Annotated in this window: 24 protein-coding genes and 1 pseudogene; 19 read left to right on the forward strand and 6 right to left on the reverse strand. The window is 74.3% G+C overall.

Features of this window, described 5'->3' with window-relative positions; translation table 11 throughout:
• Positions 1–46: 46 nt before the first annotated feature.
• From infA to truA, 9 genes and pseudogenes are all read left to right on the forward strand, one after another.
• A complete protein-coding gene (infA, locus tag DQ241_RS03785) occupies positions 47–268 on the forward strand; it encodes a translation initiation factor IF-1 (protein ID WP_012950459.1) in 222 nt (73 codons plus the stop codon).
• A gap of 71 nt (positions 269–339) precedes the next feature.
• Positions 340–453, forward strand: coding sequence for a 50S ribosomal protein L36 (rpmJ, locus tag DQ241_RS03790; RefSeq protein WP_012950458.1), 114 nt, complete (start codon positions 340–342; stop codon positions 451–453).
• 27 nt (positions 454–480) lie between these two features.
• Positions 481–855, forward strand: coding sequence for a 30S ribosomal protein S13 (gene rpsM / locus DQ241_RS03795; protein WP_091770117.1), 375 nt, complete (start codon positions 481–483; stop codon positions 853–855).
• A gap of 119 nt (positions 856–974) precedes the next feature.
• Positions 975–1,382 carry a 30S ribosomal protein S11 gene (gene rpsK / locus DQ241_RS03800; RefSeq protein WP_026857037.1) on the forward strand — a complete coding sequence of 136 codons (408 nt, stop codon included), beginning with the start codon at positions 975–977 and terminating at the stop codon, positions 1,380–1,382.
• A 35-nt stretch (positions 1,383–1,417) separates the two neighbouring features.
• Positions 1,418–2,044 carry a 30S ribosomal protein S4 gene (gene rpsD / locus DQ241_RS03805; RefSeq protein ID WP_113828757.1) on the forward strand — a complete coding sequence of 209 codons (627 nt, stop codon included), beginning with the start codon at positions 1,418–1,420 and terminating at the stop codon, positions 2,042–2,044.
• A gap of 111 nt (positions 2,045–2,155) precedes the next feature.
• Positions 2,156–3,232: a DNA-directed RNA polymerase subunit alpha gene (locus DQ241_RS03810; RefSeq protein ID WP_113828758.1), complete on the forward strand. Its 1,077-nt coding sequence runs from the start codon at positions 2,156–2,158 to the stop codon at positions 3,230–3,232.
• Positions 3,233–3,366: 134 nt separating this feature from the next.
• Positions 3,367–3,714: pseudogene (rplQ, locus tag DQ241_RS21435) on the forward strand (50S ribosomal protein L17); the annotation flags it as partial.
• A 257-nt stretch (positions 3,715–3,971) separates the two neighbouring features.
• Entirely contained in the window at positions 3,972–4,346 is a 375-nt protein-coding gene (locus DQ241_RS20800; RefSeq protein ID WP_199584024.1) for a hypothetical protein, read from the forward strand.
• 22 nt (positions 4,347–4,368) lie between these two features.
• Entirely contained in the window at positions 4,369–5,229 is an 861-nt protein-coding gene (gene truA / locus DQ241_RS03820; RefSeq protein ID WP_199584025.1) for a tRNA pseudouridine(38-40) synthase TruA, read from the forward strand.
• Here truA and DQ241_RS03825 read toward each other — a convergent pair whose 3' ends face one another.
• A complete protein-coding gene (locus DQ241_RS03825) occupies positions 5,230–5,892 on the reverse strand; it encodes an SDR family oxidoreductase (protein ID WP_113828761.1) in 663 nt (220 codons plus the stop codon).
• 10 nt (positions 5,893–5,902) lie between these two features.
• The gene (locus DQ241_RS03830) at positions 5,903–6,574 is read right to left on the reverse strand and encodes a molybdenum cofactor guanylyltransferase (protein ID WP_113828762.1); all 672 of its coding nucleotides are present in this window, start codon (positions 6,572–6,574) and stop codon (positions 5,903–5,905) included.
• A 40-nt stretch (positions 6,575–6,614) separates the two neighbouring features.
• On the opposite strand from DQ241_RS03830, the gene fdhD reads away from it, so the two are divergent.
• The gene (fdhD, locus tag DQ241_RS03835) at positions 6,615–7,445 is read left to right on the forward strand and encodes a formate dehydrogenase accessory sulfurtransferase FdhD (protein WP_113828763.1); all 831 of its coding nucleotides are present in this window, start codon (positions 6,615–6,617) and stop codon (positions 7,443–7,445) included.
• Here fdhD and DQ241_RS03840 read toward each other — a convergent pair.
• The 4 genes from DQ241_RS03840 to glp are packed head-to-tail and all read right to left on the reverse strand — an operon-like array spanning position 7,439 to position 9,964.
• Entirely contained in the window at positions 7,439–7,798 is a 360-nt protein-coding gene (locus DQ241_RS03840) for a VOC family protein (RefSeq protein ID WP_113828764.1), read from the reverse strand. The genes fdhD and DQ241_RS03840 overlap by 7 nt on opposite strands.
• On the reverse strand, positions 7,795–8,295 hold the full coding sequence (locus DQ241_RS03845; protein WP_113828956.1) for a molybdenum cofactor biosynthesis protein B: 501 nt from the start codon (positions 8,293–8,295) through the stop codon (positions 7,795–7,797). Before DQ241_RS03845 ends, DQ241_RS03840 begins: the two co-directional genes overlap by 4 nt.
• The gene (moaC, locus tag DQ241_RS03850) at positions 8,292–8,765 is read right to left on the reverse strand and encodes a cyclic pyranopterin monophosphate synthase MoaC (RefSeq protein WP_113828765.1); all 474 of its coding nucleotides are present in this window, start codon (positions 8,763–8,765) and stop codon (positions 8,292–8,294) included. Before moaC ends, DQ241_RS03845 begins: the two co-directional genes overlap by 4 nt.
• Complete coding sequence (gene glp / locus DQ241_RS03855; protein ID WP_113828766.1) at positions 8,762–9,964, reverse strand: gephyrin-like molybdotransferase Glp; 1,203 nt, start codon at positions 9,962–9,964, stop codon at positions 8,762–8,764. Before glp ends, moaC begins: the two co-directional genes overlap by 4 nt.
• Before the next feature lie 85 nt (positions 9,965–10,049).
• Here glp and DQ241_RS03860 point away from each other — a divergent pair, with 85 nt between their 5' ends.
• The 9 genes from DQ241_RS03860 (at position 10,050) to DQ241_RS03900 (ending at position 19,122) form a co-directional block, all read left to right on the forward strand.
• Entirely contained in the window at positions 10,050–10,535 is a 486-nt protein-coding gene (locus tag DQ241_RS03860) for a carbonic anhydrase (RefSeq protein WP_113828767.1), read from the forward strand.
• Between the two features lie 134 nt (positions 10,536–10,669).
• On the forward strand, positions 10,670–11,113 hold the full coding sequence (gene rplM / locus DQ241_RS03865; protein ID WP_113828768.1) for a 50S ribosomal protein L13: 444 nt from the start codon (positions 10,670–10,672) through the stop codon (positions 11,111–11,113).
• A complete protein-coding gene (gene rpsI, locus DQ241_RS03870; RefSeq protein WP_113828769.1) occupies positions 11,110–11,529 on the forward strand; it encodes a 30S ribosomal protein S9 in 420 nt (139 codons plus the stop codon). Before rplM ends, rpsI begins: the two co-directional genes overlap by 4 nt.
• A gap of 11 nt (positions 11,530–11,540) precedes the next feature.
• On the forward strand, positions 11,541–12,884 hold the full coding sequence (gene glmM / locus DQ241_RS03875; RefSeq protein WP_113828770.1) for a phosphoglucosamine mutase: 1,344 nt from the start codon (positions 11,541–11,543) through the stop codon (positions 12,882–12,884).
• A 106-nt stretch (positions 12,885–12,990) separates the two neighbouring features.
• Positions 12,991–14,853, forward strand: a complete 1,863-nt coding sequence (gene glmS, locus DQ241_RS03880) for a glutamine--fructose-6-phosphate transaminase (isomerizing) (RefSeq protein ID WP_113828771.1) — start codon at positions 12,991–12,993, stop codon at positions 14,851–14,853.
• Between the two features lie 111 nt (positions 14,854–14,964).
• Positions 14,965–15,351, forward strand: coding sequence for a holo-ACP synthase (locus tag DQ241_RS03885; protein WP_113828772.1), 387 nt, complete (start codon positions 14,965–14,967; stop codon positions 15,349–15,351).
• A complete protein-coding gene (locus DQ241_RS03890) occupies positions 15,348–16,814 on the forward strand; it encodes an NAD(P)H-hydrate dehydratase (protein ID WP_199584027.1) in 1,467 nt (488 codons plus the stop codon). The genes DQ241_RS03885 and DQ241_RS03890 overlap by 4 nt, the downstream gene beginning before the upstream one ends.
• A complete protein-coding gene (gene alr / locus DQ241_RS03895) occupies positions 16,811–17,953 on the forward strand; it encodes an alanine racemase (RefSeq protein ID WP_113828773.1) in 1,143 nt (380 codons plus the stop codon). Before DQ241_RS03890 ends, alr begins: the two co-directional genes overlap by 4 nt.
• Positions 17,953–19,122, forward strand: coding sequence for an alpha/beta fold hydrolase (locus DQ241_RS03900; RefSeq protein WP_113828774.1), 1,170 nt, complete (start codon positions 17,953–17,955; stop codon positions 19,120–19,122). The genes alr and DQ241_RS03900 overlap by 1 nt, the downstream gene beginning before the upstream one ends.
• Positions 19,123–19,137 lie beyond the last annotated feature (15 nt).

Consider the following 19,137-nt stretch of genomic DNA (forward strand, 5'->3'; position numbering starts at 1 on the left):
CGGGGGCGAGGACGAGTACCACCGAGTCAAGGAGTGCGTGTAGGGCATGGCGAAGAAGGACGGGGCCATCGAGGTCGAGGGTCGCGTCGTCGAGCCGCTGCCCAACGCGATGTTCCGGGTCGAACTGCAGAACGGGCACCGGGTGCTCGCCCACATCAGCGGCAAGATGCGGCAGCACTACATCCGCATCCTGCCCGAGGACCGCGTGGTCGTGGAGCTCTCGCCCTACGACCTGACCCGCGGTCGCATCGTCTACCGCTACAAGTAACCGCTCGGCCAGCGCCTGCCCACCGGCAGGGACGCGGCCGGCACACGATCGAGGAATGAGGGGCGGCACCGGTGAAGGTCCAGCCGTCGGTGAAGAAGATCTGCGACAAGTGCAAGGTGATCCGCCGGCACGGCCGGGTCATGGTCATCTGCGACAACGCCCGGCACAAGCAGCGCCAGGGCTGAGTCGAACAAACAGGGAGCACCTAGGACATGGCACGACTGGCAGGCGTCGACCTCCCCCGCGAGAAGCGGCTCGAGGTTGCGCTGACCTACATCTACGGCATCGGCAAGACCCACGCCAAGGAGACCCTGGCCGCGACGGGCGTCAGCCCGGACCTGCGCGTCAAGGACCTCGGCGACGAGGACCTGCTGAAGCTGCGCGACTACATCGACGAGCACTTCCGCGTCGAGGGTGACCTGCGCCGCGAGGTGGCCGCCGACATCCGCCGCAAGGTGGAGATCGGTTGCTACCAGGGGCTGCGTCACCGTCGTGGGCTCCCCGTCCACGGCCAGCGCACCAAGACGAACGCGCGCTCGAGCAAGGGCCCGCGCAAGACCATCGCGGGCAAGAAGAAGGCCCGCTGACCCACAGCACGTCGACGCGCCGCCACGGCGACCCGTGAGGGCGGGAGTGATGGCGCGACACGTGTGCTGCCGCACGGCAGCAACCCCAGGCCACAGCAACTGAAGGAAACCGGAGAGACATGCCTCCCAGGGCTCGCACCGCGGCTGGTGCCAAGAAGGTCCGCCGCAAGGAGAAGAAGAACGTCGCCCACGGCGCCGCGCACATCAAGAGCACGTTCAACAACACGATCGTGTCGATCACCGACCCGAACGGCAACGTGATCAGCTGGGCGTCCGCCGGCCACGTCGGTTTCAAGGGCTCGCGCAAGTCCACGCCGTTCGCGGCGCAGATGGCTGCCGAGAACGCCGCGCGCAAGGCCCAGGAGCACGGCATGCGCAAGGTCGACGTCTTCGTGAAGGGCCCTGGCTCCGGTCGCGAGACGGCCATCCGCTCCCTGCAGGCCACGGGCCTCGAGGTCGGCCAGATCCAGGACGTGACGCCGCAGCCGCACAACGGCTGCCGCCCCAAGAAGCGCCGCCGGGTCTGACCGGCCACCGACGAGATCGAACGAGGTAGATAGACGTGGCCCGTTACACCGGAGCCGACTGCCGCATGTGCCGGCGCGAGAAGATGAAGCTGTTCCTCAAGGGCAGCAAGTGCGAGTCCGCGAAGTGCCCGATCGAGATCCGGCCCTACCCGCCGGGCGAGCACGGCCGCGGCCGCACCAAGGACAGCGAGTACCTGCTCCAGCTCCGCGAGAAGCAGAAGGCGCGCCGCATCTACGGCGTGCTGGAGAAGCAGTTCCGCGGTTACTACGAAGAGGCGAACCGCAAGAGCGGCAAGACCGGTGAGGTCCTGCTCCAGATCCTGGAGTCGCGCCTGGACAACGTGGTCTACCGGGCCGGCTTCGCCGAGTCCCGTGACATGGCCCGCCAGCTGGTGCGCCACGGCCACATCCGGGTGAACGGCCGCAAGGTCGACATCCCGTCGTACCGCGTGAGCGAGAACGACATCATCGAGGTGGCCGAGAAGTCGCGCACGATGCTGCCGTTCGAGGTCGCCCAGGCCCGCGCCGGCGAGCGCCCCGTGCCCGCGTGGCTCGAGGTCATCAGCAGCCAGCTGCGCGTGCTGGTCCACGGCATCCCGGCCCGGCAGGTCATCGACACGCCGGTCCAGGAGCAGCTGATCGTCGAGCTCTACTCCAAGTAAGAGCTCGAGAGCACCACCGGCTCCGGCGGGCGGACAGATGCCCGCCGGAGCCAGCACCACCCCCTCACGGCGTCATATGGCGGGTGCCGGAGGACATGGAGGAGAAACGCAATGCTCATCGCACAGCGCCCCACGCTGACCGAGGAGACGATCACCGAGTCGCGCTCGCGGTTCGTCATCGAGCCCCTCGAGCCCGGCTTCGGCTACACCCTCGGCAACTCGCTGCGGCGCACGCTGCTGTCGTCCATCCCCGGTGCCGCTGTCACCAGCATCCGCATCGAGGGCACCCTGCACGAGTTCACCACCGTGCCGGGCGTCAAGGAGGACGTCACCGAGATCATCCTCAACCTCAAGGGCCTGGTCGTCAGCTCCGACTCCGACGAGCCGGTGACCATGTACCTGCGCAAGCAGGGCCCGGGTGAGGTCACCGCCGCGGACATCGCTCCGCCGGCGGGGGTCGAGGTGCACAACCCCGACCTGCACATCGCCACCCTGAACGGCAAGGGTCGCCTGGAGGTCGAGCTGGTCGTCGAGCGCGGCCGCGGCTACGTGCCGGCCCCGCAGAACAAGCAGCCCGGCCAGGAGATCGGCCGCATCCCCGTCGACTCGATCTACTCGCCGGTCCTCAAGGTCACCTACGCCGTCGAGGCCACCCGCGTCGAGCAGCGCACCGACTTCGACCGCCTCGTGGTCGACGTCGAGACCAAGCCGTCGATCGCCCCGCGCGACGCCATCGCGTCCGCCGGGTCGACCCTGGTGGAGCTGTTCGGCCTGCTGCGCGAGCTGAACGTCGACGCCGAGGGCATCGAGGTCGGGCCCAGCCCGGCCGAGGCCGCCGACATCGCCAACTTCTCGATGCCGATCGAGGACATGGACCTGACCGTCCGGTCCTACAACTGCCTCAAGCGCGAGGGCGTGCACACCGTCGGTGAGCTCGTCACCCGCTCCGAGGCCGACCTGCTCGACATCCGCAACTTCGGCGCGAAGTCGATCGACGAGGTCAAGATGAAGCTGGCGGCCATGGGCCTGGCGCTCAAGGACAGCCCGCCCGGGTTCATCCCCACCTCGATCGAGAGCTACGACGAGGGCTACGAGACCGACGCCTACCAGGGCACCGGCGAGTACGCCGCCGGCTACGACCAGGCGCAGTACGACGAGGGCTCCTACCAGGAGACCGAGCAGCTCTGAGGCGCGGGCCGGACGGCGGGACGCCCGCCGTCCGGCCGGCCCTCCTGGCTCGCCGCACCACCGCACAGCTAGGACAGCACCACCACGGAACGCAGCCGCGCTCGCACCGGCCGGCAGCCTGAGGAAGGACCGACATGCCCACCCCCACCAAGGGTCCCCGTCTCGGCGGGTCCCCCGCGCACGAGCGGCTGATGCTGGCCAACCTGGCCACCTCGCTGTTCGAGCATGGGCGGATCACCACCACCGAGGCCAAGGCCAAGCGGCTGCGTCCCCTGGCCGAGAAGCTGGTCACCTTCGCCAAGCGCGGCGACCTGCACGCCCGCCGTCAGGTGATGACGACGATCCGCGACAAGGACGTCGTGCACACCCTGTTCGCCGAGATCGGTCCTCGCTACGAGAACCGTCCCGGTGGCTACACGCGGATCACCAAGGTCGGCCCCCGCAAGGGCGACAACGCCCCGATGGCCGTCATCGAGCTGGTCGAGGTTCTCACCGTGGCCCAGCAGGCCGTCGGCGAGGCCGAGCGCGCCCGTGGCACGCAGTTCGCCTCGGGTGCCGGCGCTGCCGCCGCGTCCGGTGAGGTCACCGCGGACGCGGTCGAGACCGCCGACGCCGACGAGGCCACCGACAGCGCGGAGTCCGCGGAGAGCGCCGACTCGGCCGACTCCGCCGACAGCGCCGACTCGGCGGACAGCCCCGACGAGGTCGCCGACGACGCCGAGGGCACGGACGGCACCCGATGAGCTCGCCCGAGGACGTGACGGGCGCGGGCGCTGCCGGCGTCTCCGCCGGTGGTGGCGACCAGGGGGCCACGTTCGAGGGTGAGTCGACCGGCCCCGGTGGGGACACCTCGCCGGCGGTGACCGACGGTTCGGTGACCGACGAGGCGCAGGAGATCGTCACCGACGTCTTCAACCCCGACGGTGAGCGCCAGGACGACGGCGACGTCACCCCGGAGCCGCAGCGGCAGAACGCGGCCGTCGTGGAGGACCCGGCGCTCTCGCCGGAGGTCGCCGCGGCCGCCGCGGCCGAGATCGAGGCCGCCGAGCTCGGCGACGCCGCGACCGCGAGCCAGCAGTACCAGGGCGGCGAGTCCGCCCCGGACCCGAAGTGATCCGCTGCTGACCGCAGATCACGTGGGTGCCGAGCCCTGCACCGCGCAGCACCCGGACGAGCCCGCCCCCGACCAGGGGGGCGGGCTCGTCCGCGTTCGACTGGCGATCAGCTACGACGGCACGGCGCTGCACGGCTGGGCCCGCCAGCCCGGCCAGCGCACCGTGCAGGGCGACCTGGAGCAGGCGCTGGCCACCGTCCTGCGCCGGCCGGTGGAGCTGACGGTGGCGGGACGCACCGACGCCGGCGTGCACGCCACCGGCCAGGTGGCGCACTGCGACGTCCCGCGCGACGTGTGGGACGAGCACCGGGGCCGGCTGGTCCGCCGGCTGCGCGGGGTGCTGGCACCGGACATCGCGGTGACCGCGGTGGAGGAGGCCCACCCGGACTTCGACGCCCGGTTCTCCGCACTCGGCCGGCACTACGTCTACCGGCTCAGCGACTCACCTGCCGGCCCCCCGCCGCTGCGCCGGCTCGACACCGCCGCCTGGCCGCGCTCGCTGGACGCGACGCGGATGGCCGCGGCTGCGGGGCTGCTGCTCGGCGAGCACGACTTCGCCGCCTACTGCCGGCGCCGCGAGGGGGCGACGACGATCCGCACGCTGCTGGCGCTCGACGTCGTCCGCGACGGGGACGTCATCACGATCGCCGCGTCGGCCGACGCGTTCTGCCACTCCATGGTGCGCAGCCTGGTGGGCGCGCTGCTGGCCGTCGGCGAGGGCCGTCGTCCGCCGGAGTGGCCGGCGACGTTGCTGGCGCGCACCGAGCGGGCCAGCGAGGTGCCCGTCGCCCCGGCGGGTGGGCTGGCGCTCGTGCGCGTGGACTACCCGCCCGACGACATGCTCGCCGCCCGGGCGACCGTCACCCGCGCCCGCCGCAGCTGATCACGGGAGAGCGGCGACTGCGTCGGCGACGGGGGTGTCGCCGGCGACGAGCTCGACCACCTCGCCGTCCTTGCCCTGCAGGAGCAGCTCGGCCAGCACCGCGGCGACGTCGTCGCGCGGCACCTGCCCGTACGGGACGCCGTGCTCGAGCCGCACGCGCCCGGTGCCCGGGTCGTCGGTGAGGCCACCGGGGCGCACGATCGTCACGCCCAGCGCCTCCCGGGGGAGGATCTCGTCCTCGGCGCGCAGCTTCGCCTGCAGGTAGACAGCCATCACCGGGTCCATGCCCTGCGGCGTGCCCTGCCGCGCCTGCTCCACGCCCATCGAGGAGACCAGCAGGTAGCGCCGGACGCCCGCCTGCTCGGCGGCGTCCGCGAGCGTGACCGCGGCGCCGTGGTCGACCGTGTGCTTGCGCTCGGGACCGCTGGCGGGGCCGGCACCCGCGGCGAACACGACCGCATCGGCGCCGGACACCGCCCGGGCGACCTCGTCGACGGTGGCGGTCTCCAGGTCGACGACGGCGGGTTCGACGCCGTCGGCCTCGAGGTCGGCCCGGTGGTCGGGGTTGCGGATCAGGCCCACGACGGTGTTCCCGCGGGCGGACAGCAGACGGCCGAGACGGCGGGCGACCTGCCCGTGTGCTCCGGCGACGACGACGCGCATGGTCGGGCCCCTACCCGCCCAGGCGGCCGGCTACCGCCCGGGCGCGCGCCAGATCAGCGGGGGTGTCGCAGTCGGCCCACGGTGGCGGGCTGCCGGGTGCGACGTCGGGGCGCCACCGCCGGACCGACAGCGGGGCCAGCACCCGGCGCAGCGACGACGGGCCGCCGTCCCCGGGCAGCGCCGCGCGCAGGGCAGCAGTCCGCCACGCGCCGAGCAGGTGCTGGTCGCGCCCGGTCTCGTCGACCACCACGACGCCGTCGGCATCGGCCGCGACGTGGCGGTCAAGATCCAGTACCCGGGCGCCGCCACCGCGCTCATGGCCGACCTCAACCAGCTGAGCCGCTTCGAGCCGGGACCGGAGTCCCGTGACGAGGTCCGCGGTCAGGAACGGGAGGTCGGCGGCGAGCAGCACCACCACCTCCGTGCCGACCTCCGGCAGGCCGGCCCGCAGCGCGGCCACCGGCCCGCCGCCGGGTGGCTCCTCCCGGAGGACGACGACACCGTCCGGGACCGGCTGGGGCGGCCCCACGACCACCCGCGCGGCGGCGTCGGCGACGGCGGCGAGGACGGTCGCGAGCATGGTCCGGCCGCCCACCTCGAGCTGCGGCTTCGCCTGCCCGCCCATCCGTTCCCCCCGGCCACCGGCCAGCACGAGGGCGGTCCAGGGCGGCAGCGGCTCCACCGCCTCACCGTACGGGCGCGGCGTGGGTACCGTCGCTCCCGTGGGACGAGTGACGAGCCGGACGCCGGTGCTGCGCATCCGCGGCCCGCAGCACACCACCCGGCCGGACACCGTGGCCGCGGAGGAGCCGCTGGAGATCCGCCTGGGCGGCGCGCCGCTGGCGGTCACGATGCGCACGCCGGGCGACGACTTCGACCTGGTGCACGGCTTCCTGGCCACCGAAGGCGTGATCGCCGGCGGGCAGGACGTCGCCGGTCTGCGCTACTGCGACTCGGTGGACGCCGACGGGCGGAACACCTACAACGTGGTCGACGTCGACCTCGCCCCCGGCGTGCCGATCCCCGACACCGGCCTGGAGCGGAACTTCTACACGTCCAGCTCCTGCGGCGTTTGCGGCAAGGCCAGCATCGACGCGATCCGCACCAAGACCGCGTTCGACGTCGCCGCCGACCCGGTGCGCCTGCCGCTGGAGGTGCTGCTGGCGCTGCCGGACCGGCTCCGGGCCGAGCAGCAGGTGTTCGAGAAGACCGGCGGGCTGCACGCGGCGGGCCTGTTCACCTCGGCCGGCGAGCTGGTGGCGCTGCGCGAGGACGTCGGCCGGCACAACGCCGTCGACAAGGTCATCGGCGACGGCGTGCGCGCGGGCCGGTTACCCCTGGCCGGGCACGTGCTCATGGTGAGCGGGCGGGCGAGCTTCGAGCTCACCCAGAAGGCGGCGATGGCGGGCATCCCGGTGCTCGCCGCGGTGTCGGCGCCGTCGTCGCTCGCGGTGGAGCTGGCCCGCGAGGTCGGCATCACCCTCGTCGGCTTCCTGCGCGGCGACGGGTGCAACGTCTACACCTGCACCGAGCGGATCGAGCTGCCTCAGTAGACGAGGCAGAAGGGGTGCCCGGCCGGGTCGGCGTAGACCCGGAACCCGGTCCCGGACTCGCCCTGCAGGACCCGGGCGCCGAGGCCCAGCACCGCGCGCTCGGCGGCCTCCACGTCGCCGACCCGGATGTCGAGGTGCTCGTGCTGCGGGCGGTCGGGGTCCGGCCAGGTCGGGGGCCGGTAACCCGGATCGCGTTGGAAGGCGAGCTCGCGCATCCCCGGTTCGCGGCCGATGACGACCCACTCGCCGTCGGTGTCCTCGTTCACCCGCATCCCCAGCAGCTCGCCGTAGAACGCGGCGAGCGCCCGCGGGTCGGGGCAGTCCAGCACGGTCTTCTCGAGCCTGCCGATCACCGGTGGTCGCCTCCCCGCAGCTGGCTGACGACGTGCGGGAGCAGGGGGCCGAGGACGGCCAGCCCGTCCTTCACGCCCCCGGTCGAGCCGGGCAGGTTGACGATCAGGGTGCGGCCCGCGATCCCGGCCAGGCCGCGGGAGAGCACCGCCGTCGGGACACCGTTGTCCGCCCCGTACCGGCGCACCGCCTCGGCCAGCCCGGGTGCCTCCCGCTCGAGCACCGCGCGGGTCGCCTCCGGGGTGACGTCGGTGGGGGAGAGGCCGGTGCCCCCGGTGGTGAGGACGACGTCGAACCCGTCGTCGACCGCGTTGCGCAGGACCGCCTCCAGCTCGGCGGCGTCGTCCGGCCGCACGTGCGGCCCCTCCACGTCGAAGCCGAGCGCCACCAGCCCCTCCGCCAGAGCCTGGCCGCTGCGGTCCTCGTAGACCCCGGCGTAGGCGCGGTTGGAGGCGGTGAGCACGACGGCGCGGGCGTCGGGCGGGAGCTGGGCGCTCACCGGGTCCACTCCCCGCTCTTCCCGCCGGACTTGCGCAGCAGCCGGACGTCGGTGATCGACGCCCGTGGGTCGACGGCCTTGACCATGTCGATCATCGTCAGGCCGGCCACGGTGACCGCGGTCAGCGCCTCCATCTCCACGCCCGTGCGGTCGGCGGTCCGCGCGGTGGCGGTGATCTCCACGGCCTCGTCGGCGACCTCGACGTCGACGGTCACCCCGTGCAGCGCGATCGGGTGGCACAGCGGCACCAGGTCCGGGGTGCGCTTCGCGCCGGCGATGCCGGCGATGCGGGCCACGGCCACCGCGTCACCCTTCGGCACCCCCCGGCCGCGCAGCAGCTCGACCACCTCGGGGCTGACCAGCACCCGCCCGGCCGCCGTCGCCTCGCGCGCGGTCACCGCCTTGGCGCTGACGTCGACCATGCGCGCGGCACCGGTCTCATCCACGTGGGTCAGGCGGGCGTCGCTCACTGGAGGGCTCCTTCGATCAGCACGACGTCGACCTCGGCGCCGGCGGGCAGTTCGGTGACGTCCTCGGGGACGACGACCAGGCAGTTGGCGCGGGCCAGGTGCGCGACCAGGTGCGAGCCGGGGCCGCCGACCTGCGACACCTCGCCGCCCTCGTAGCGGCCGCGGAGGAACTGGCGCCGCCCCGCGGGCGAGCGGAGCGGGCCGGTCAGGCGGGCGGGGGCGCGCAGCCGGTCGGGGGAGGCGTGGCCGAGCGCGCGGCGCAGCGCGGGTCGCACGAAGACCTCGAAGGAGACGAACGAGCTCACCGGGTTCCCGGGCAGCGTCACCACCGGGACGCCGTCCACGGTGCCCGCGCCCTGGGGACCACCGGGCTGCATGGCGACCTTGGCGAACTCCACCGTGCCCAGGCCGCGGAACGCGTCCTTGACCACCTCGTACGCACCGGCGCTCACCCCGCCGCTGGTGACCAGCAGATCGGCCGTGGCCAGCTGCGCACGGACGGTGGTCAGGAACTGGTCGACGTCGTCGGGCACGAAGTGCAGCCGCCGCGGGATCCCGCCGGCCTCCTCGACGGCCGCGGCGAGCAGCAGCGAGTTGGACTCGTAGATCTGCCCCGGCGCCAGCGGCTCGCCCGGTGCGACCAGCTCGCTGCCGGTGGAGAGGATCAGCACCCGGGGGCGGCGGCGCACCGGCAGCTCGGTCACGCCGACCGCCGCGGCCAGGCCCAGCTGCGCGGCGCCCAGCGGGGAGCCGGCCGACAGGGCCACCGCGCCGGCGGCGATGTCCTCACCGGCCCGCCGCAGGTGGGTACCCGGCGCGGGCGACTCGCGGATCTCCACGACGTCGGTGGCGGCGTCGGTCAGCTCCACCGGGACGACGACGTCGGCGCCCGGGGGGAGCGGCGCCCCGGTCATGATCCGGTGCACCGTGCCGGGTGCCAGGGGGACGACGTCGGTGCGCCCGGCGGGGATGTCCTCGGCCACCGGCAGGCGGACCGGGCCCTGCGCCGTCGCCGAGACGTCGTCCCACCGCGCGGCGTAGCCGTCCATCGCCGAGTTGTCGAAGCCGGGCAGCGCCACGGCGGCGACGACGTCGCGGGCCAGCACCCGGCCGTGCGCGGCGGCCAGCGGCACCGCCTCCTCGGGCAGCGCGGGCAGCAGCGCGGTGACCACTGCCTGATGTTCCTCGACGGTGCGCACGGACCCATCCTGGCCGATCGACGGCGCGCCGGTCCCCCCGCCGCCGGTTATGGTCCGTCCCGACCGTCGTGGGTGAGGAGGACGCGTGGCCGAGATCGACCGGATGCTCGAGGCGAACGAGCGGTGGGCGGAGCAGTTCCCGGGCAGCAAGCCGGTGCGACCGGCCCGCAAGGTCGCCGTCGTGGCGTGCATGGACTCCCGCATCCCGCTGTTCGGGGTGCTCGGCCTGGACATCGGTGACGCGCACGTCATCCGCAACGCCGGTGGTGTGATCACCGAGGACGTGATCCGCTCGCTGACCATCTCCCAGCACGCCCTGGGCACCCGGGAGATCGTGCTGGTGCACCACACGGAGTGCGGCCTGCAGGCCACCGACGACATCTCCTTCGCCGACATGGTCGAGCAGGCCACCGGCCGCCGCCCGCCGTGGGCGGCACGCGCCTTCACCGACGTCGACGACGACGTGCGGGAGTCCATGCGGTTGATCCGGGAGAGCCCCTACCTGCTCTCCCGCGAGGTGCGGGGCACGGTGTTCGACGTGACGACGGGGCTGCTGCGTGAAGTGGTGTGACCGGTCGGTCCTGCACGGCTGGTAGGGTGCTCGGTTGGCGCGCGTGCCGGCTGGTGCCGCGCGTGCAGATCCGTCTCCCGTGCTCGGCGAGGCGAACCACCAGCATCCCGACGACGACGGAGGACACGAGCGCCGTGCGCACGTACACCCCTAAGCCCGGTCAGGTCGACCGGGCCTGGCTCGTCATCGACGCCACCGATGTGGTGCTCGGTCGACTGGCCAGCCAGACCGCGCAGCTCCTGCGCGGCAAGCACAAGCCCCAGTACGCCCCGCACGTGGACGTCGGCGACTTCGTCGTCATCGTCAACGCCGGCAAGGTCGCCCTCACCGGCTCCAAGCGGGACACGAAGATGGCCTACCGCCACTCGGGTCACCCGGGCGGCCTCAAGACCATCCCCGTGGGCGACCAGCTGCGCACGCACCCCGACCGCGTCATCGAGCGCGCCGTCAAGGGCATGCTGCCGCACAACAGCCTCGGGCGTCAGATGCTCAAGAAGCTGAAGGTGTACGCCGGGCCCGAGCACCCGCACGCCGCCCAGCAGCCCCAGACCTTCGAGATCAAGCAGGTGGCCCAGTGACCAGCCCTCTCACCCTGACCGACGCCGAGGGGCGTCCGGTGCAGACCGTCGGCCGGCGCAAGGAGGCCGTCGTCCGCGTGCGGCTGCTGCCCGGCACCGGTCAGTTCAAGCTCAACGGCCGCACCCTCGAGGAGTACTTCCCGAACAAGGTGCACCAGCAGCTCATCCGTGAGCCGTTCGTCACCCTGGAGAAGGCCGAGCAGTACGACGTCGTGGGCCTGCTCAAGGGCGGCGGCGTCACCGGCCAGGCCGGTGCGCTGCGCCTGGCGATCGCCCGCGCGCTCATCGAGCTCGAGGCCGACGACCGCCCGGCGCTCAAGAAGGCCGGCTTCCTGACCCGGGACGCCCGGGTCAAGGAGCGCAAGAAGTACGGCCTCAAGAAGGCCCGCAAGGCGCCCCAGTACTCCAAGCGCTGACCGGCACGTCCGTGGGTCGCCTCTTCGGGACCGACGGCGTCCGGGGTCGGGCCAACTCCGACCTCACGCCGGAGCTGGCCCTGGCGGTGGCGCGTGCCGCCGCCTCCGTGCTCGCCGACCGCGACGGGACCTCGCGTCCCGTCGCGGTCGTCGGCCGTGACCCCCGCGCCAGCGGGGAGATGCTCGAGGCCGCCGTCGTGGCGGGCCTCACCAGCGCGGGCGCCGAGGTGCTCCGCGCGGGCGTGGTGCCGACCCCGGCGCTCGCCCACCTCACCGGGAGCACCGGCGCCGACCTCGGCGTGATGATCTCGGCCAGCCACAACCCGATGCCCGACAACGGCATCAAGCTGTTCAGCCGGGGCGGGCACAAGCTGCCCGATGCCGCGGAGGCCGCGATCGAGCAGGCCATCGCCGCGGGGGGCTCGAGCGACCACCGCCCGACCGGTGCCGGCATCGGCCGCGTGCGCGACCTCCCGCAGGCGGCCGACGAGTACGTCGCCCACCTGCTCGGCACGGTCGACCAGCCGCTCACCGGGCTGACCCTCGTGGTCGACGGGGCGCACGGCGCCGCGGCCGGCCTCGCGCCCGACGTCTACCGCCGCGCCGGCGCGACCGTGCACGCCGTCGGCTGCGACCCCGACGGCTGGAACATCAACGACGGCATCGGCTCCACCCACCTCGGCCCGCTCACCGAGGCCGTGCGCGAGCACGGTGCCGACCTCGGCATCGCGCACGACGGCGACGCCGACCGCTGCCTGGCCGTCACGGCCGACGGCGAGCTGGTCGACGGCGACGCCATCCTGGCGATCTGCGCCCTGGCCATGCACGAGCGCGGCGCGCTCAAGGAGGACACCGTCGTCGCGACGGTGATGAGCAACCTCGGCTTCCACCACACCATGCGCGACGCCGGCATCGCGGTGCAGACCACCGCCGTCGGCGACCGGTACGTGCTCGAGGCGCTGCGCGCCCGCGGCCTGAGCCTGGGTGGCGAGCAGAGCGGTCACCTGGTCTTCCTGGACCACGCCACCACCGGCGACGGGATGCTCACCGGCCTGGCGCTGCTGTCCCGCATGGCGGGCACCGGCGCCTCGCTGGCCGAGCTGGCCTCCGTGGTGCAGCGGCTGCCCCAGGTGCTGGTCAACGTCCCCGTGCGCGACCGGCTCGCCGTCTCCGAGAGCGACGCGGTGGCCGAGGCGGTCAACGCGGTGGAGGCGGAGCTCGGCGACGCCGGCCGCGTGCTGCTGCGCCCCTCGGGTACCGAGCAGCTGGTCCGCGTGATGGTCGAGGCCCCCACCCAGGAGCAGGCCGACGAGGTCGCCCGGCGCCTCGCCGAAGTCGTCGCGTCGGTCGAGTAGGACCCCGCCGGGGCGGTTGTGACGGCTGTGGTCCCCGGGTCCCCGTGGGGGGAGGGCGCGGCCCGTTCGGACGGATCGGTCCGCCACCGCCGGTACTCTGGTCCAAATGTGCGGCATCGTTGGATACGTCGGACCCCAGGACGCCACGGACGTGGTCCTGGAGGGGCTCCGGCGGCTGGAGTACCGGGGCTACGACTCGGCGGGCATCGCCGTCGTCGCGGACGGTGAGCTGAGCTCGGCGAAGAAGGCCGGCAAGCTCGCCAACCTGGAGAAGGTGCTCGCCGAGCGTCCGCTGCCGGCGGCGACCGTCGGCATCGGGCACACCCGGTGGGCCACCCACGGCGGCCCGACCGACCGCAACGCCCACCCGCACCTGTCCGCCGACGGCACCGTCGCGGTCATCCACAACGGGATCATCGAGAACTTCGCCGTGCTGCGCGGCGAGCTCGAGGACGCCGGCATCGAGTTCGAGTCCGAGACCGACACCGAGGTCGCCGCTCACCTGCTGGCCCGCGCCTACGCGGCGACCCCCGAGGGCGAGGGCCGGCTGGCCGAGGCCATGCGCGCGGTCTGCCGCCGGCTCGAGGGTGCGTTCACCCTCGTCGCGTCCTCGGTGCACGAGCCCGACACCCTCGTGGCCGCCCGCCGCAGCAGCCCGCTGGTCGTCGGTGTCGGCGACGGGGAGTACTTCCTGGGATCCGACGTCGCCGCCTTCATCGGGCACACCCGCGAGGCGCGCGAGCTCGGCCAGGACCAGGTCGTCGAGATCGACCGCTCCCGCGGCCTGACCGTCACCGACTTCTCCGGCGCGATCGCCGAGCCCAAGGCCTACACCGTCGACTGGGACGCCGCGGCCGCCGAGAAGGGCGGCTACGACTGGTTCATGCTCAAGGAGATCGCCGAGCAGCCCCAGGCCGTCGCCGACACCCTGCTCGGCCGGCTCGGTGAGAACGGCGAGCTGGTCCTGGACGAGGTGCGCCTGTCCGACCAGGAGCTGCGCGACATCGACAAGATCTTCGTCGTCTCCTGCGGCACCTCGTACCACGCCGGGCTGATCGCGAAGTACGCCATCGAGCACTGGACCCGCATCCCGGTCGAGGTGGAGGTCGCCAGCGAGTTCCGCTACCGCGACCCGGTGCTGGACCGCTCGACGCTGGTCATCGTCATCAGCCAGTCCGGCGAGACGATGGACACCCTCATGGCGCTGCGGCACGCCAAGGAGCAGAAGGCCCGCGTGCTGGCCATCTGCAACGCCAACGGGTCGACCATCCCGCGCGAGTCCGACGCCGTCCTCTACACCCACGCCGGACCGGAGATCGCGGTCGCGTCGACCAAGGCGTTCCTCGCCCAGATCGTGGCCTGCTACCTCGTCGGCCTGTTCCTCGCGCAGGTGCGCGGGATCAAGTACGAGGACGAGGTCGCCGCCATCGTCGACGACCTCCGCCGCCTGCCCGAGGCCGTCGCCCAGGTGCTGACCAGCATGGAGGACGTCCGGGCGCTCGGCCGGTCGCTGGCCGACGCGGGCACCATCCTCTTCCTCGGCCGGCACGTCGGGTTCCCGGTCGCCCTGGAGGGCGCGCTCAAGCTCAAGGAGCTCGCCTACATCCACGCCGAGGGCTTCGCCGCCGGTGAGCTCAAGCACGGGCCGATCGCGGTCATCGACCAGGGCACGCCGGTCATCGTCATCGTCCCGTCGCCGCGCAGCCGCGAGTCGGTGCACGGCAAGGTCGTCTCCAACATCCAGGAGGTGCGCGCCCGCGGCGCCCGCACCATCGTGATCGCGGAGGAGGGGGACGACGACGTCGTGCCCTTCGCCGACCACCTGATCCGGGTGCCGCGGACGCCGACGCTCATGGCTCCGGTGGTGACCACCGTGCCGCTGCAGGTGCTGGCCTGCGAGATCGCCGACACCCGCGGCTTCGACGTCGACCAGCCGAGGAACCTGGCCAAGTCCGTCACCGTGGAGTGAGTCCCGTGGTGATCAGGAGACCTGATCACCACGGGTCCTGGCTCAGCACCGATGGTGAGCCAGGACCCCGAGCGGTGAGCCAGGACGCCGGGCGCCAGGCAGACTGACCGCGTGATCATCGGGGTCGGGATCGACGTCGTGCCGGTCGAGCGGTTCGCGGAGACGCTGGCGCGCACGCCTGCCCTGCGCGACCGGCTGTTCACCGCGGCCGAGCAGCGCACGCAGTCGGGGAACCCGCGCACCGCGGAGTCCCTGGCCGCGCGGTTCGCCGCCAAGGAGGCGCTGGCCAAGGCGCTGGGCGCACCCGGCGACCTGCGCTGGCACGACGCCGAGGTGACCGTCGGCGAGCACGGCCGCCCGCACCTCGAGGTGCGCGGCACGGTCGCGGGTCGCGCCGCGCAGCTCGGCGTCTCCTCGTGGCACGTGTCGCTCAGCCACGACGGCGGCATCGCCTCGGCGGTGGTCGTCGCCGAGGGCGTCGCCCGGGTCGAGCCGTGATCGGCCTGTTCACCCCCGACGAGGTTCGGGCGGCGGAGGCCCCGCTGCTCGCCGAGGGCCGGCCGCTCATGCAGCAGGCCGCCACCGGGCTGGCCACGGTCTGCGGCCGGCTGCTGGGCCCCGTCTACGGCCGCGCAGTGGTGCTGCTCGTGGGCAGCGGCAACAACGGCGGCGACGCGCTCTTCGCCGGAGCCGCCCTGGCCGCCCGCGGCGCGCGGGCCACCGCCGTCCTGCTGGTCCCCGACCGGGCGCACGAGGGAGGGCTCGCGGCGCTGCGGCGGGCGGGCGGGCGCGCGGTGCCCGCCACCGACCCGGGCGCCGGGCGGCTGGCCGGCCGGGCCGACCTCGTGCTCGACGGGATGCTCGGCATCGGTGGGCAGGGCGGCCTGCGGCCCGACGCTGCGGCGCTGGCGGCCGCGGCAGCCGAGGGGACGGCCGTCACGGTGGCGGTCGACGTCCCCAGCGGGATCGACGCGGGCACCGGCGCCGTCGACGGGACGGCGTTCCCCGCCATGCACACGGTCACCTTCGGCGCGGTCAAGCGCGGCCTGGTCGTGGGCGAGGGTCGCGGCCACGCCGGCGAGGTGCACCTGGTGGACATCGGGCTCGGCCCGCACCTGCCCCCGGCCACTGCCTGGCAGCTCACCGACGCCGACGTCGCGGACGTGCTCGAACCGCCGACGGCCGGGGACGACAAGTACTCGCAGGGCGTGGTGGGTGTGGTCGCGGGCTCGGCCACGTACCCGGGCGCGGGAGTGCTGTGCACGGGCGCGGCGCTGCGCACCCGCCCGGGGCTCGTGCGCTACGCGGGGACCGCGGCCGCGGGGGTGCGCGCCGCGTGGCCCGAGGCGATCGTCAGCGAGGGCCGGCCGTCCGATGCCGGCCGCGTGCAGGCGTGGGTGGTCGGCCCGGGCATGGGCACCGACGACGACGCCCGCGGCGTGCTCGCCGAGGTGCTGGCCACCGACCTGCCGGTGCTCGTGGACGCCGACGGGCTGACCCTCCTGGCGCGGGAGCCGGAGCTGGTGCGCCGGCGGAACGCACCGACGGTGCTGACGCCGCACGACCGTGAGTTCGCCCGCTTCGGCAGCGACGTCGGGGACGACCGGATCGGTGCGGCCCGCCGGCTGGCCGCGGACCTCGGCGCCGTCGTCCTGCTCAAGGGCGACGCGACGGTGGTCGCCGACCCCGACGGCACAGCCTTCGTCAACGGCACCGGCACCGCCTGGCTGGCCACGGCCGGCACCGGGGACGTGCTCAGCGGCATCGCCGGCGCCCTGCTGGCCACCGGCCGGCCCCCTGCCGTCGCGGCCGCGGCCGCCGCCCACCTCCACGGCCGGACGGGGCAGCTCGCGGCACGGCGCGGTCCGCTGATCGCGGGCGACCTCGTCCGCCACCTCCCCGAGGCGGTCGGGCGCGTGCACGGGTTCCCGTCGCCGCGCCTGGGAGACTCGGGAGCGTGACGAACGCGAAGCCGAACCGGGCCGAGGTGGTCGTCGACCTCGATGCCATCGCCGCCAACACCGCGGTGCTGCGCGAGCGGGTCGGCCGGCCGCTCATGGCCGTGGTGAAGGCCGACGGGTACGGCCACGGGCTGCTGCCGGCCGCCCGCGCGGTGCTCGCCGGCGGGGCGGACGCGCTGGGCGTCGCCGTCGTCGAGGAGGCGCTGGCGCTGCGCGCCGCAGGCGTGACCGCGCCGGTGCTGGCCTGGCTCAACGGCCCGGGGGCGGACTTCGCGGCAGCCCTCGAGGCCGACGTGGAGGTCTCGGTCAACGCCGGGTGGGGGCTGGACGAGGTCGTCGCGGCCGCCCGGGCCACCGGGCGCACCGCCGGCCTGCACCTGGCCGTCGACACCGGGCTGTCCCGCGAGGGCGCGACCCCCGACGAGTGGCCCGCGCTGGTGCAGGCGGCGGCGCGGGCGCAGGCCGACGGCGACGTCGTGGTGACCGGGCTGTGGAGCCACATGGCCTACGCGGACGCGCCGACCCACCCGACGATCGCCGCGCAGGTGCGGGTGTTCGAGGAGGCGGTGGCGGTGGCCCGCGCGGCCGGCCTGACCGACGCCCGGCGGCACCTGGCCAACTCGGCGGCCACCATCGCGCTGCCGGGCACGTGGTTCGACATGGTCCGGCCCGGCGTCGCCCTCTACGGCCTGGACCCCATGGGCGGGGACCCCGCCGTCCACGGGCTGCGGCCCGCGATGACCGTGCGGGCGCAGGTGGCGCACACCAAGCGGGTGCCGGCCGGCGCCGGTGTCTCCTACGGGCACACCTACGCGACGGAGCGGGAGACCACGCTGGCGCTGGTGCCGGTCGGCTACGCCGACGGCATCCCGCGGGCGGTGGGCAACCGGGCGCCGGTCCTCGCGGCCGGCGCGCAGCGCACCGTCGCCGGCCGGGTCTGCATGGACCAGTTCGTGCTCGACCTGGGGGACGACGCGGTCGCGCCCGGCGACGAGGTCGTGCTCTGGGGCCCGGGCGACGACGGCGAGCCGACGGCGCAGCAGTGGGCCGACGCGGCCGGCACCATCCACTACGAGCTGGTCACCCGCATCGGCGGCCGCTTCACCCGCCGCTACGTGGGCTCGGCGGGCGCGGTCTGATGGCGCGGTCGGAGAAGCCGGCCCACTCCCGCGGGCACACCGCCGGGGTCGTCGGCGCGGTCCTGGGCCTGGCCGCGGCCGGGACGGCCGCCGGTGTCGCGCTCACCCGGATCGCCGCCCGGCGGGTGGCGGCCGGCGGGCCGCGGCCGGCGGACCTGGCCGGCGTCCCCGAGGCCCGGCTGCGCGCCACCGATCCGCTCGGCGGTGCGGCGCGGGCGGCCGACCGCAGCGCCCTGGTGCAGGCCGACGACGGCGTGCTGCTCTCGGTCGAGGAGATCGGCCCGCGGGACGCGCCGCTGACGGTCGTCTTCGTGCACGGCTACACGCTCTCCATGGCGTCGTGGGCCTTCCAGCGGCGCACCCTCGGCGCGGAGCTGGCCACGGCGAACGGGCACCGGCCCAGAGCGCGGCTGGTGTTCTACGACCAGCGCGGGCACGGCGCCTCGACCCGCGGCCCGCACGAGCACTCGACGATCGAGCAGCTGGCCCGCGACCTGTCCGCCGTCCTGGAGGCGCGGGTGCCGCGCGGGCCGGTCGTCCTCGTCGGCCACTCGATGGGCGGCATGACCATCATGGGCCTGGCCGCCCTGCACCCGGAGCTCTTCGGCTCCAGGGTGGTGGGCGCTGCGCTGCTGTCCACGTCGAGCGGCAACCTCGCCGACCTCGACTTCGGGCTCCCGGAGTTCCTCACCCGGGTCCGCGCGACCCTGCTGCCGGTCGCCGCCTGGACCATGCGCCGCCGTCCCGCGTTCGCCGAGCGCACCCGGCGGCTGGCGGCCGACATCGTGTCGGCCGCGACCCGGGCGCTGTCCTTCGCCTCCTCCGACGTCGACCCGGCCCTGGTGCACTACGTCGACGCGATGATCGCCGGGACCCCGGTCGACGTGATCGCGGAGTTCTACCCGGCGCTGGCCGGCCTGGACGAGACCGGGTCGCTGGCGCCGCTGCGCCGCATCCCGACGCTGGTGCTCACCGGCGACGCCGACCGGATGATCCCCAAGGAGCACAGCGAGCTGATCGCGGATCGGCTGAGGGACCCGGAGGTCGTCGTCGTCCCGGACGCCGGGCACATGGTGCTGCTCGAACGGCCGGACGCGGTGAACGCGGCGCTCACCGGGCTGATCCGGCGCGTCGCGGCCGAGGCGCAGGCCGGCTCGCTCCGCGGCTGACCGGCCCGCGGCCGG

It is taken from the genome of Blastococcus sp. TF02A-30, assembly GCF_003319185.1.
Lineage (GTDB): Bacteria > Actinomycetota > Actinomycetes > Mycobacteriales > Geodermatophilaceae > Blastococcus.